Below are 12,733 nucleotides of genomic sequence, written 5' to 3' on the forward strand. Positions count from 1 at the left end.
GCCATCGCACCGCGCGGACGGTCAGTCGCCCGCGTTGTCGAAGGCGTCGAGGATTTCCTCGGCGGCGAGCGCCGCGGTCAGCGTGCCCTCGCGCACCTGCTTTTCCACCTGCGCGCGAATCGCTTTCACGTTCGGGTTGTCGGCGAGCCTGCGCAGCAGCTGGTCGTGCACCATCGTCCAGGTCCAGTCGACCTGCTGGCGGCGGCGCTTCTCGTCGAACTCCCCCGCGTCGGTGAGCACCCGGCGGTGCTGGAGCACCGTGTCCCAGAACTTGTCCAGGCCGACGCCTTCCAGACCGCTCATCGTCAGCACCGGCGGACGCCACAGCGCGTCGTGCGGGTGGATGAGGCGCAGCGCGCCGGCCAGCTCGCGCGCGGCCGCCTTGGCCTCCACCTCGTGCTTGCCGTCGGCCTTGTTCACCGCCACCAGATCGGCGAGCTCGAGCACGCCCTTCTTGATGCCCTGCAACTGATCTCCGGTGCGAGCCAGGGTCAGGAAGCAGAACACGTCGACCATGTTCGCGACCGTCACCTCGGACTGGCCGACGCCGACGGTCTCCACCAGGATCACGTCGTAGCCCGCCGCTTCCAGCAGCACGATGGTCTCGCGGGTCGCCTTGGCCACGCCGCCCAGCGTGCCCGCCGTCGGCGAGGGCCGGATATAGGCGTCGCGCTCCACCGAGAGCCGCGCCATCCGCGTCTTGTCGCCGAGGATGGAGCCGCCGGTGCGGGTCGAGGACGGGTCGACGGCGAGCACCGCCACCCGATGCCCCTTCCTGATCAGGTACATGCCGAGCGCGTCGATGAACGTCGACTTGCCGACGCCGGGAACACCGGTGATGCCGACCCGATTCGACAGGACCGCGCTCGCGGAACCGTGTGTCTCGGGGGTCAGCTTCAGCAGCAGCTGCTGTGCCAAAGCCCGGTGATCGGCCCTGGTCGACTCGACCAGGGTGATGGCCCGCGCCAAGGCGGCCCGCTCGTTGTTGCGGACCGCCGTGGCGAGTGCGTCGACGTCGATGGTGCGGCGCGCCGCTCCTCCGCGTGGTGGAGCGGAGTCTGCGTCGGTCATTCGGCGGCGGCGGATTCCGCGGCGCCGCTGCCGATGTCGTGACCGAGCTCGGCCGCGAGCTTCTTCAGCAGATCGATCGCCGCTTCGGCGATGACGGTGCCGGGCGGGAAGATCGCGGCGGCGCCCGCTTGGTAGAGCTCGTCGAAGTCACCGGGCGGGATGACGCCGCCGACGATGACCATGATGTCGGGCCGCCCGACATCGGCCAGTGCCTGCCGCAGGGCGGGCACCAGCGTGAGGTGGCCTGCCGCCAGCGAGGACACACCGACGACGTGCACGTCGTTGTCGGCCGCCTGCTGCGCCACCTCTTCCGGGGTCTGGAACAGCGGGCCCACATCGACGTCGAAGCCGAGATCGGCGAAGGCGGTGGCGATCACCTTCTGTCCTCGGTCGTGTCCGTCCTGACCCATCTTGGCGACGAGGATGCGCGGCCGCCGTCCTTCGGCCTCCGCGAATTCCTCGACGAGTTCGCTCGCCGTGGTGATGTTGGTGACCTTCCCTGCCTCGTCGCGGTACACGCCGGAGAGCGTGCGGATCTCGGCCTGGTGGCGGCCGTACACCTTCTCCAGCGCGTCGGAGATCTCGCCGACGGTGGCCTTGGCGCGTGCCGCGTCGATGGCCAGCGCGAGCAGGTTGTTCGCCATACCGCCTTCCGAAGAGGAAGCGGCGCGGGTCAATTCGTTCAGCGCCCGCTCGACGGCCACGGGATCGCGGTCGGCGCGCAGCTGCCGCAGCTTCTCGATCTGCTCGGCGCGCACCCGCGAGTTCTCGACCTTGAGGACCTCGACCTCGTGGTCCTCCTCCACCTGGTACTTGTTGACGCCGATCACCGGCTGCTGGCCGGTATCGATCCGCGCCTGGGTCCGGGCGGCGGCTTCCTCGATGCGCAGCTTCGGGATGCCCTCCGAAATCGCCTGCGCCATACCGCCGTGCGCCTCCACCTCGGCGATGTGCGCGCGGGCGCGGTTGGCAAGCTGGTGGGTCAGCCATTCGACGTAGTAGGAGCCGCCCCACGGGTCGATCGGCCGGGTGGTGTTGGACTCCTGCTGGATCAGCAGCTGGGTGTTGCGGGCGATGCGCGCGGAGAAGTCCGTGGGCAGCGCCAGCGCCTCGTCGAGCGCGTTGGTGTGCAGCGACTGGGTGTGGCCCTGGGTCGCGGCCATCGCCTCGATACAGGTGCGCGCCACGTTGTTGTAGGCGTCCTGCGCGGTCAGCGACCAGCCGGAGGTCTGGGAATGGGTGCGCAGCGACAGCGATTTCGCGCTCTTCGGCTCGAACTTCGCGACCAGCTCGCTCCAGAGCAGCCGTCCCGCACGGAGTTTGGCGACCTCCATGAAGAAGTTCATGCCGATGGCCCAGAAGAACGACAGCCGCGGCGCGAACTTGTCGACCTCCATGCCCGCGTCGATGCCCGCGCGGATGTACTCCACGCCGTCGGCGAGGGTGTAGGCCAGCTCCAGATCGGCCGTGGCTCCGGCCTCCTGGATGTGGTAGCCGGAGATGGAGATCGAGTTGAACTTCGGCATCTTCGCGCTGGTGTAGGCGAAGATGTCGGAGATGATCCGCATCGAGGGCTTGGGCGGGTAGATGTAGGTGTTGCGGACCATGAACTCCTTCAGAATGTCGTTCTGAATGGTTCCGGCCAGCTGTTCGGGCGCGACGCCCTGTTCCTCCGCCGCGACGACGTAGAGCGCCAGGATCGGCAGCACCGCGCCGTTCATCGTCATCGACACGCTCACCTGGTCCAGGGGAATGTGGTCGAAGAGCTGGCGCATGTCGAGGATGGAGTCGATGGCGACGCCCGCCATACCGACGTCACCCTGCACGCGCGGGTGATCGGAGTCGTAGCCGCGGTGCGTCGCGAGGTCGAACGCCACCGACAGGCCCTTCTGACCGGCCTGCAGGTTGCGGCGGTAGAAGGCGTTGGAGTCGGCCGCGGTGGAGAAGCCCGCGTACTGGCGGATGGTCCACGGCTGGTTGACGTACATGGTCGGGTACGGACCGCGCAGGAACGGCGCCACACCCGGCACGCTGTCGAGCGGATAGCCCTCGGCCGCGACGGCGTCGCGATCGGCCTTGGTGAACACCGGCGGCACGTCGATGCCTTCGGGGGTCGACCACACCACTTGCTCGGGGGTGTAGTTGTTGGCCGCCGCCGCGCCCTGCATGTAGGCCTCGACCTGGGCGGCGTCGACCGCGGCAGGTTCGGGCGCGTGCTCGTCGAGCGGCACCTCGGCGAAATTGCCGATCACGTGCTTGATCTCACGCGTAGTCATCAGGCTCCCACCTTCTCCAGCAGGCCGGACAGCGCCGCCACCGCGTCGATCTTCGCGGCGAGGAATCCGTCCGGGCGCTGCGTGCCGCTCAGCTCGGCGACGGCCTTCGCCGCACCCGCCAGCAGCACCGTTGTCACACCGGCGGCGCGCAGCGCATCGACCGCCGCGCCCGCCTCCGCGCCGTAGCGCGCGTCCGAACCGCAGAGTACCGCGATCGGGGCACCGGCTTCCGTTGCGGCGGAGGCGATTCCGGGCACGTCCAGCGGGCCCGGGTTGATCGACTCGATACCGCCGGAAGCCAGCAGGTTCGCGATGAAGGTGACCCGCACGTTGTGCTCGGCCACCGTGCCGAGCGGCACGAGCAGCGCCTTCGGCCGGGTTCCGTTGGCCGCCAGGTACACATCGGACCGGTCACGCAGCGCTTCGAAGGCCGCGCCGTAGCGGGCGACCCGGCTCGGCGTGCGGGCCGCCGCCGAGAGCGGCTGCTCGGCCAGGTTCGGGAATTCGTTGACGCCGGTCACCGCGGTCTTGCGGTGCGCGACATCGGAATCGCGGGCGGCCTTGGTGGCGGCGACGCGCTCGGCGAGCAGACCCGAGTCCAGCGCGGCCAGATAGCCGCCCGCGGCCTCCAGCTCCTGCATGAATTCCCAGGCCTTGGCGGCCAATTCGGCGGTGAGCTCCTCGACGTACCAGGAGCCCGCGCCCGGATCCTGGACGTGGCCGAGATGCGATTCCTCCAGCAGCAGCAACTGGGTGTTGCGCGCCATGCGGTCCGCGAACGATTTGGATACGTTCAGTTCACCCGCGGGCAGCGCGGAGTCGAAGGGCAGCACGGTCACGGTGTCCGCGCCGCCCACGCCCGCGCCGAACGCGGCGAGCGTGGTGCGCAGCATGTTCACCCAGGGATCGCGCTGGCTCATCATGGCCGCGGAGGTCACCGCGTGCTGCGGTGCGCCGCCGAAGTCCGGCGCGCCGCACGCGTGCGCGACGCGGGCCCAGAGCTTGCGCGCGGCACGGAATTTCGCGATCGTCGCGAACTGGTCGTCGGTGGCGGCGAACCGGAATTCCAGCTGGCCGAGCGCGTCCGCGATGTCCTGGCCCTCGGTGAGCGCACGCAGATACTCCAGGCCCGCGGCCACCGCGGCGCCGAGTTCCTGCGCGTCGGAGGCGCCCGCGTCGTGGAAGACGGTGCCGTCCACGGTGATCGCGCGCGCCGACTCCGGCCGCGCGATCGCCTCGGCGGCCAGCGCGACGGTCTCCGCGAGATCCGCGTCCGCGACGCCGGCGAAGCGGCTGGTGAGCGGCGCCGCGCCGAGCGAGATCCGGATATCGGCCCGCTGCGGCGCCTCGTAGCCGTCCAGCGCCGCGAAAAGCGCTGCGGCGGCGGACGATACGTGCTCGCCCGCGTCCAGGGTCAGCGGCGCCAGCTCGAAGAGCAGACCGTCCAGCGCCGCGGACAGCTCGGTGACCGGGACGCCGCGCTCGCCGACGCCGAGCCAGATCGCGCTGATGCCGTTCTCCAGTCCGGCCAGGATCTCCCGCTTGGCGGCGGCTCCGTCGCCCGCGCCGACGAAGGCGCTGACGTACCAGCCGCGGTGTACGTCGCGCGTGGCGTCGCGGCCGCGCACGAAGGGGAAGGCGCCGGGCAGCGGCAGTTCGGGCCGCTCGTCGCGCCGGGTGTACAGCGGTGCGACGGTCAGCCCGTCGTAGGTGGTCTGCGCGAGCAGCTGCTCCGGCTCGTCCGGCAACTCGGCGACCTCGACCCTGCGCGCCTTGGCGAGCACACCCGCGACACCCTTACGCCAGGCGCCGTACTGGGGAACCGGATCCGCGCCCTCGGGTCGCTCCGCGAGCTCCGCGCCCGGAGACGGATCTGAAGCAATCGGCATAGCTGCTGTTCCTCTTCCACTCGACCACGGGGCGCACCCGGGGTGCGCGCCCAAACCGTCGCATTCGCCCAGCTCAGCGAGCACTTCGGTTAACGAGCATTCGTCCCGTTTCCCTCGATGCTAGCGGCAGCGGCAGCATCGGTTGACCCTGGCCGCCACTACCAACCGGTAACCTGTCGCGGGTGACCAGGCTGTTCCGTAACCCGCGTATCCTCGCCTCGCTCGCCGGTGTGGGTGCGCTGTTCGTCGCGGTGCTGCTGGTCCCGCTACCCGGTCCGACGCAGATCCAGCAGTGGGCAGGCTCGGTCGGTCCGTGGTTCCCGCTGGTGTTCTTCGGGGTCTATTCGATTCTGGCAGTGGCGCCGCTGCCGCGCACGGTACTGACCGTCAGCTGCGGTGTGCTTTTCGGAGCATTGCCCGGCACCGCGGTCGCGCTCTCGGCCACGGTGGTCGCCGCCGGTCTGGCGCTCCTCTCGGTGCGCGCGCTGGACCGCACCAAAGTGGCGTCCCGGCTCACGCATCCCGCCGTACGGGCCATCGACGAACGGCTGGAGCGGCGCGGCTGGCTGGCCGTCGGTTCGCTGCGGCTCATCTCCTTCGCGCCGTTCTCGGTGGTCAACTACTGCTGCGGACTCTCCTCGATCCGCTTCTGGCCGTACCTCGCCGCCACCTTCGTCGGCTCGGCCCCCGGCACCATCGCCACCGTCATCCTGGCCGACGCCCTGACCGGCGGCTCCCATCCCGCCATGGTGATGGTCTCGGGCGTGTGCCTTGCCATCGGACTGCTCGGGCTGGTGGTCGACGCCCGCTGGCAGCCCGAAGCGCTACCGTCCGAAGCCCTACCGTCCGAGGATCTGCTCGCCGAACCGCTGGCCGTCCGCGACTGACCGGATCACACGGCTCGCGTCCGGTTCGGCCACTGCACTCGATCGCATTCCGGCGACGCGGCGCGCGCACAGGGCAACCCCGAATCAAGAGGGAAGACCGGCCAGCTCTACCGGGTCGTTGTCGTGGCAGGTGCCGCACCCGTGGTCGTGGCGCCGGTGGCGTCGGAAACGCCGAGGTTCACCTTGATATAGGGCTTCAGCAGGGTCTCCCACGAACCGCGCATCTTCTTGTACTCGTCGACGCAGCTGATGGCACGCTCCAACGGCAGGCGCCCCTTCTGATCCGGCTCACCCGGCATAGTCACGAGAACACCGAGCACGTCGGGTAGTGCGCCGTAGTCCCAGCACAGCAGGTTGTAGGCACGTACCTGGGAGAGGGAGTGTTCGTCGGCGAAGGAGTGCGCGTCGAAGGTGCCCGGATCGTCGGAGATGTCGAACCAGAAGTCGGCCGCCGCGGCCACGCTGCCGACCCCGGTGGGGCCGGGGGTGGTCAACTCGAGCAGGGCGGCGAGCTGGTCCGCGGAGTCCTCTTCGCGTCCCGTCGTGGGCAGTGAATACACATCGATCGCCATGTGTCCGGACTCGTGGAAGGTGATCATGCGTGTCACGCCGTCGAAGTACAGGTTGAAATAGTCAGGGCGTCCCTCGGACTGCGCCCTCGCATACTTCTCGGCCTCCCCGAACATCTCGTAGCAGAGGACGATCGATTGCTTCTCGGGGTCCCAATAGGCGTTGAACCCGCCGCATTCCATGCCGACGACCGGAACATCCTTCGGCAGCCGGTACATCGCACCCAACGCCTCGGCCAGGTCTTCGATGACGTGGTTGTCCTGAGCGACGCTCTTACCGTCCTTCGCCAGCTCCGAAAGCATCGCACGGTCGTACTTGGGCACGAATTTCCCGGTGTCCGGCGCCTGGCCCGCGGTCGCGGTGGTCGTCGCCGCCGACGCAGGCTTCTCCCCGTCGTCCGCCGTACACGCCGCTGTCGCCGCGACCACCATCGCCGCGGTCCCGGCCCATCGACACCAATTGGGAACCATCGAAATCCGCCTTTCCATACCGCAGGACCCCAACACTCGATGATTGCCACATGGTAGCAACGCCGCGTACTCGACACCGTGGGTTTCCCTCGTATCGCCGAGGCCTCACGTCACACCATGACGTTCACCGATACACCGGCCAATCCGAGGATCGCCTGCCAGAAGGCCGCCCCGAACTGAACAAGATGGCATTTTCCATGCAGATTCGAACAGTCCCCGAGAGGACGGTTTCGGCAAGGTGCGTCGATGTCGCGTACCAGCGGTTGGCCGTCGGCAGCCCGGATTCGCCAGGCCGCATCGCAGACAAACCGCCGTTGCTATCGAGTAGCTAGTCGACGGTCAGTTCGCTCGGTACGGCGATCACGTCGACCATCGCGCCGTTGCGCAGCACGGTGACCGGGGTGGGTCGGCCGATGGCGTCGGCGAAGAGCTGACGCTGGATGCCCTGGGCGTCGCGGACTTCCGACCGCCCGACACTGAGCACCAGGTCGCCGCGGTACAGCCCGGCGGTGTCGGCGGGCGCGCCGCGCACCACCTCGACGATGCGCACCCCTGCCTGTTGTCCGGTCCGCTCGGCCACGTCGGACGGCAACGGGGCCGGGACACCGACCAGTCCGAGGTAGGCGCGGCGGACACGGCCCTCGGAATGCAGGGTGGCGATGATGCGTCGGGTCGTGGCGTTGATCGGAATGGCAAGTCCCAGGCCGATTCCCGCGACGGCGGTGTTGATGCCGACCACCCGGCCCGCCGAATCCGACAGCGCTCCACCGGAATTGCCGGGATTCAGCGCGGCGTCGGTCTGGATGACGTCCTCGATGACCCGTCCGGCGCGGCGCGAGGCGACCGGCACCGCCCGCCCGAGCGCGCTGACCACGCCCGCGGTGACCGAACCCGCCAGACCCAGCGGACTGCCCACCGCGACGACCAACTGACCGACCACGAGCTTGTCGGCGTCGCCGAGCACCGCCGCGCCGGGCCCGCCACCGCCCCGCACGCGCAGCACGGCCAGGTCCGAGAGCGGGTCGATGCCGACCACCTCGAAGCGGGATTCGACGCCGTCGGCGAACACCACCTCGCCGCGCGTGGCCGCGCCGATGACGTGGGCGTTGGTGAGCAGGAATCCGTCGTCGGTGAACACCACGGCAGAACCGCTCCCCCGCCGGGTTCGCAGGCTCGCCACGTGTGGCGTGACCGATTGGGCCACCGCGATCACCGTTCGCGAGTACGCGTCCATCGCATCGTCCACACCGACCACCCTCTCGCCATCGAAACCAGGCACCTCCCAGGATGCCCCCGCCCGCAGCGCCGCGCACCGTCTTTTGCACCGAGCGAAAACCGCCGGGCGCGGCGGGCGAAAGTTCAGTTGTCCAATCGAATTCCTCGTCGCGGAACGTCACATGACGCCCTTGTCATCGATGCGCCGCGTCAAGACCGCTGAACATGTCAAGCCGCCCGGCGCCGCCGCCGCGGGCGATCCACGCCGCATTCGGCGACCGAGGTCGTTCGGCGGACAATTTCCAGCACGATCGCCTGTTCACCGGCACCACCGATCCCGATCGAACAAACGGCGAAATGGCCGCGAAGGTGGCCTCGAGTCAGTTTTCGTCCGCGAAACCGAGGTGAATTCAGGATGTTACGGCGTTCATGTCGAAGACCGCCGGGTACCGCCACCATGAAGCAGTGGCGAATCACGATCATCGATCCGCCGACGATCGGGTCCGTTAAACTCCCCGTGTGGCGGAATGCGCCCATCAAGCCGAATCCCGCACACATCGATCATCTGCTTCACCGACGATTCCGAACAAGGAGTGCGAAGTGGATTATGCCGGAACATCCGAGGATCGGATAATACGCGCGCGTTGCCTCGTCGTACCGCCCGATTCCACGGGCGCGCCGCGCGAGGTGATCAGAACGATGGATGCCATCGATCCGCGCGGCCCCTTGATTCGCACCCTGGAGGTGGGCGTCTGCGGGACCGACATCCAAATCGTCGCGGGGACAGAGGGACAGCTACCCGCGTCGGCGGACGAAATGGTGCTCGGCCACGAGGTCCTCGGGCGGGTGGTGCACAGTTCGACGCCCGGAATCGAAACCGGTCAGTTGGTCACCTGCGTGGTCCGCGATCCCGATCCGGTGCCGTGTAGCCAATGCCGCCGGGGCCGACCCGACCTGTGCAGCAACGGATCGTGGAAAGAGCGCGGCATTCGCGAACTCGACGGCTTCATGGCCGAGTACTGGCGCGCGCCTGCCGACAAACTCGTCCCCGTTCCGGAGGAGCTGATCCACCTCGGCGTGCTGATCGAGCCCGCATCCATCGTGGTCAAGGCGCTGGACACGCTGCGAACGATGGACCAGCGGCTGGGCATGTCGGATCCGTCCGGCCATACGCTGGTGATCGGCTGCGGCATCATCGGCCTGCTCACCACCGCCTTCCTGCGATTCGCGGGACACAAGGTGACCGTGGTGGATCCCGCGCCGCCGGGTTCGCTCGCGGCCCAGGCGGCGACCTCTTTCGGCGCGGAATACCAATCCCACCAACTGGTTCCCGGCGACATGGTGACCGAGCAGACGATCGCGGCCCACCGCAGCATCATCGACGCGGCGGGCGTGGCGTTCCTGCCGCGGTTGCTGGCGACACACGGCGCGGAGAACGCGTCCTGCTGCGTAGTCGGCCTGCCGAGCGGGCAGCACGCCGAGGTGGACGGCGGTGCGCTGCTCGGCACCATGGTCAAGCGCAATCAGGTGCTGTTCGGCGTCGTCAACTCCTCGCGGGTGCATTTCGAGGACGCGATCGATCTCTTGCGCGAGGTCGATGCCACCTGGCCCGGCGTCATCGGCTCGACGACGACGCGCATTCCCTTCGATCGTTTCCGGGAAGCGTTTCTCCCGCACGCGCGGGCGGGCGCGAAAGAAATTCTCGTCTTCCGATAATTCTCTGCGGAAAAATGTAGCGGCGGCACTCGAACCGCCGCTACATCTCTTCGTATCCGATTATTCGAATGTTGCTGTATTCGAGCCCGTCCAATTCACAATGCACGGCCACGAGAAAATCCTTTTTGTCGCGGATGAGATTCCAGACATCGGTGCCCCTGGCCACCCGCTCGAGCAGTGCGATGGTGGCGATCAGCGTGCCGAAGGCCCAGACGCCGAACAGCGCGACGCACCGTTTCCCGGACGGCGTGCGGCTGACCGCGATGAATCCGTAGTCCTCGAGCAGCGAGCCGTTCTCGTCCGCGGTCACGTCGTAACTCATCGAACCGTAGGACGCCACGTGCTCGGGATAGCGAATCTGGAACTTCGGAAAGCACCGCTTGAGAAGATTCCCGGTCAACCTGTTGACGCTCGGGCCGCCGATGAGAATCGTCAGACCGTGAGTGTCCTGGTAGGCGTCCTGGGTGCTGATACTGATCCGATTCCGATTCCCGAGCCCGCGCCAGGCCAGCACGGCCTCGGCGATCGCGCCGCCCTCCGCCATCGGCATCACCCGGACATTCGGCGGCATCTCCGCCTTCTGATCGGTGCCGTAGATCGAGAGCCAGCCGGCATGGAAATCGGGGATCACTATCTGAATGTCCTGGCCTTCGGCCAGGACATTCAGGTGTCCGAATTTACGCCGGACCCGCGTCGCGTCGTAGAACCGCGTCACCCCGAACGTGGTGGTCGCGACGATCAGTCCCGACACGATACTGAGTAGCCAGGTAACCATCGAGCGTCGAATCCTGTCTTCGAGAAATGGTCAAAGGCCATCCGATCACTCTGCGAGCGGTACTCGTGACGGGCTCGGCAGCGAAGAGGGCCGCCATTCGGATAGTGCCAGTTTCGGCTTGCGGTGTCCCGGGATTCGCGGACTCGCGCCGAAGTCGTCCGCACCGCAGCGTAATCCACTATCGTGCGGCGGGCTCCGTCGTACCGCCGGGCACGGTCCCGTCCGAGCTCCGCGGCGGCAACGCGCTCAGCCACGCGTCGAGGAACCACAGCGCCCACAGGATTCCGCTCTTGTCGTCGAGCCCGCGGTCGTGCGAGTCGATCAGTGCCCGAACTCGTTTCTCGCCCAACAGCTCCGTGGCCACCGTGCCGTGCGGCAGCGCGTCGTGCAGGTGGGCGCGCAGTGGGCCGCGGAACCACTCGGCGAACGGGATCCAGAACTTGTGCTTCCTGCGCTTCAGTATGCGATCGGGCAGGTGCGCCGCGATACCCGCCCGCAGCATGGCCTTGCCGTCCAAGGCCCGGTAGCGCTGATCGGCGGGCATCCCCGCGACGAACGACAGCACGCGCGGATCGGCGAACGGCAAGACGCTGGTCATCCCGGCGCCGCCGAAGGTGTGGTGGTCTTTGCGATACACGCCCTCGGTCAACCAGGTCTTCCACTGGCCGAACAGCAAACGGTCCAGCGCGGTGTGCGCTCGATGCTCCTCGTACAGACCGGCCAGAACGCCGAGCGCGAGGTCCTCGCCCCCGCCGAGCGCGTCGTACATCAGCGCGCGATCCTCCGGACTGCCCAGCCCGATCTGCCCCAGGTAGTACCGCGCCAGGTCCGTCGATTCCGCGGGGAGAGGCACGAGGTGGATGTCGTCGTGCGGCGACATCGGGAAACCCATCACCTCGTCGCCGCCTTCGCCCGTGACGATGTGCGAGCATCCCAACTGCGCGGCGCGCTCGGCGATCGCTTGCGTGGCGACGATCGCCTGGTCGGCGTTCGGACTGTCGAAGGCGCGCACCATGTTCGGCAGGCGCTCGACGATCTCGGGCCCGACCGGCACCACGACGTGGTCGAATCCGAACCGTTCCGCGACGATCGCGGCGTATTCGGTTTCGTCGTACCCGGCCTCGCGGAACGACGCGGTGAACGCGGTCGGTCCGATCCCCAACCGGGTGGCGAGCACGGTGGCGTTGGTGCTGGTGTCGATGCCGCCGCTCAGCATCATGCCCACGCGCTCCGCGGGCGCGATGCGGCGGGCGAGCGAATCGGTGAGCAGGTCGAGCACCTCGGCCGCCAGCTGCTCGGGCGCGATCGCGTCACCCGCCGACGGCTCCGCAGGCCGCGGGAGCGAGGCGTGGTGACGCACGTGGCAGCCGCCGCCCCGCCGGGTCACCACGGCGCCCGGAGGCAGCCGCCGCACCCCGTCGAAGATCGAAAACGGCGCGGGGACATATTGAAACGTCAGATACAGGGCGAGACCTTCGCGCGACACCGTGCCGGTCCCGACGTCGCAGGGCCGCGACCCGAACGCGAACGCCGAGCCGGAGTCGCGATAGCACGCGTGCCCGAATCCGCCGGGGTCGCTCACCAGGTGCGTCTGCCCGCGGGAACGATCGTGCACGACGGCGACGTAGTGCCCCTCCTGCGCGGCTACGGCCGACATCCCCTGCTTGCGATAGAGCGCGAGCAGCTCCGCCGCGCCGCCGCCGGAGCAGAGCCAACCGTCGAGAACGCAGACCGCGTCGTCGGTCTCCTCGACGCTGTACTGCGCGCCGTCGGCCGAGACGACGATGTCGTCCACCGCGCGCCGCCAGCCGCCGTAACCGCCACCTTCGGCACGCGGCCGGACCACAATCCCCATGGCGACATC

General features: G+C 68.4%; 10 protein-coding genes. 2 read left to right on the forward strand and 8 right to left on the reverse strand.

Annotated features, from left to right (window positions below; genetic code table 11):
* Nucleotides 1-21: 21 nt before the first annotated feature.
* Genes meaB through AC3ERS_RS17910 form a run of 3 tightly spaced genes read right to left on the reverse strand, consistent with a single transcriptional unit; the run spans nt 22 to nt 5,236 of the window.
* Complete coding sequence (meaB, locus tag AC3ERS_RS17900; RefSeq protein ID WP_431968862.1) at nt 22-1,071, reverse strand: methylmalonyl Co-A mutase-associated GTPase MeaB; 1,050 nt, start codon at nt 1,069-1,071, stop codon at nt 22-24.
* Complete coding sequence (gene scpA / locus AC3ERS_RS17905; protein ID WP_431968864.1) at nt 1,068-3,347, reverse strand: methylmalonyl-CoA mutase; 2,280 nt, start codon at nt 3,345-3,347, stop codon at nt 1,068-1,070. Before scpA ends, meaB begins: the two co-directional genes overlap by 4 nt.
* Nucleotides 3,347-5,236, reverse strand: coding sequence for a methylmalonyl-CoA mutase family protein (locus AC3ERS_RS17910; RefSeq protein ID WP_431968866.1), 1,890 nt, complete (start codon nt 5,234-5,236; stop codon nt 3,347-3,349). Before AC3ERS_RS17910 ends, scpA begins: the two co-directional genes overlap by 1 nt.
* Nucleotides 5,237-5,418: 182 nt before the next feature.
* Here AC3ERS_RS17910 and AC3ERS_RS17915 point away from each other — a divergent pair, with 182 nt between their 5' ends.
* Nucleotides 5,419-6,123: a TVP38/TMEM64 family protein gene (locus AC3ERS_RS17915; RefSeq protein WP_431968868.1), complete on the forward strand. Its 705-nt coding sequence runs from the start codon at nt 5,419-5,421 to the stop codon at nt 6,121-6,123.
* 107 nt (nt 6,124-6,230) lie between these two features.
* Here the strand turns inward: AC3ERS_RS17915 and AC3ERS_RS17920 are convergent, their stop codons facing one another.
* The 3 genes from AC3ERS_RS17920 to AC3ERS_RS17930 all read right to left on the reverse strand — a co-directional run bounded on the left by AC3ERS_RS17920 (nt 6,231) and on the right by AC3ERS_RS17930 (nt 8,915).
* Nucleotides 6,231-7,163 (reverse strand): DUF4344 domain-containing metallopeptidase, encoded by a 933-nt coding sequence (locus tag AC3ERS_RS17920; protein ID WP_431968870.1) that lies wholly within the window; start codon nt 7,161-7,163, stop codon nt 6,231-6,233.
* A gap of 328 nt (nt 7,164-7,491) precedes the next feature.
* Complete coding sequence (locus tag AC3ERS_RS17925) at nt 7,492-8,397, reverse strand: S1C family serine protease (protein WP_431969106.1); 906 nt, start codon at nt 8,395-8,397, stop codon at nt 7,492-7,494.
* Nucleotides 8,398-8,606: 209 nt separating this feature from the next.
* Complete coding sequence (locus tag AC3ERS_RS17930) at nt 8,607-8,915, reverse strand: hypothetical protein (protein ID WP_431968872.1); 309 nt, start codon at nt 8,913-8,915, stop codon at nt 8,607-8,609.
* 63 nt (nt 8,916-8,978) lie between these two features.
* On the opposite strand from AC3ERS_RS17930, the gene AC3ERS_RS17935 reads away from it, so the two are divergent.
* Nucleotides 8,979-10,094 carry an alcohol dehydrogenase catalytic domain-containing protein gene (locus AC3ERS_RS17935; protein ID WP_431968874.1) on the forward strand — a complete coding sequence of 372 codons (1,116 nt, stop codon included), beginning with the start codon at nt 8,979-8,981 and terminating at the stop codon, nt 10,092-10,094.
* A 40-nt stretch (nt 10,095-10,134) separates the two neighbouring features.
* Here AC3ERS_RS17935 and AC3ERS_RS17940 read toward each other — a convergent pair whose 3' ends face one another.
* Entirely contained in the window at nt 10,135-10,845 is a 711-nt protein-coding gene (locus tag AC3ERS_RS17940; protein WP_431968876.1) for a hypothetical protein, read from the reverse strand.
* 202 nt (nt 10,846-11,047) lie between these two features.
* On the reverse strand, nt 11,048-12,724 hold the full coding sequence (locus AC3ERS_RS17945) for an asparagine synthetase B family protein (RefSeq protein WP_431968878.1): 1,677 nt from the start codon (nt 12,722-12,724) through the stop codon (nt 11,048-11,050).
* Nucleotides 12,725-12,733 lie beyond the last annotated feature (9 nt).

Source organism: Nocardia sp. bgisy134 (assembly GCF_057708325.1).

Excerpts from the sequence above, each read along its gene's own strand:
- meaB (WP_431968862.1), bottom strand. The coding sequence starts at position 1,071 with ATGACCGACGCAGACTCCGCTCCACCACGCGGAGGAGCGGCGCGCCGC.
- AC3ERS_RS17920 (WP_431968870.1), bottom strand. The coding sequence starts at position 7,163 with ATGGTTCCCAATTGGTGTCGATGGGCCGGGACCGCGGCGATGGTGGTC.
- AC3ERS_RS17925 (WP_431969106.1), bottom strand. The coding sequence starts at position 8,397 with ATGGACGCGTACTCGCGAACGGTGATCGCGGTGGCCCAATCGGTCACG.
- scpA (WP_431968864.1), bottom strand. The coding sequence starts at position 3,347 with ATGACTACGCGTGAGATCAAGCACGTGATCGGCAATTTCGCCGAGGTG.
- AC3ERS_RS17910 (WP_431968866.1), bottom strand. The coding sequence starts at position 5,236 with ATGCCGATTGCTTCAGATCCGTCTCCGGGCGCGGAGCTCGCGGAGCGA.
- AC3ERS_RS17930 (WP_431968872.1), bottom strand. The coding sequence starts at position 8,915 with ATGGGCGCATTCCGCCACACGGGGAGTTTAACGGACCCGATCGTCGGC.
- AC3ERS_RS17945 (WP_431968878.1), bottom strand. The coding sequence starts at position 12,724 with ATGGGGATTGTGGTCCGGCCGCGTGCCGAAGGTGGCGGTTACGGCGGC.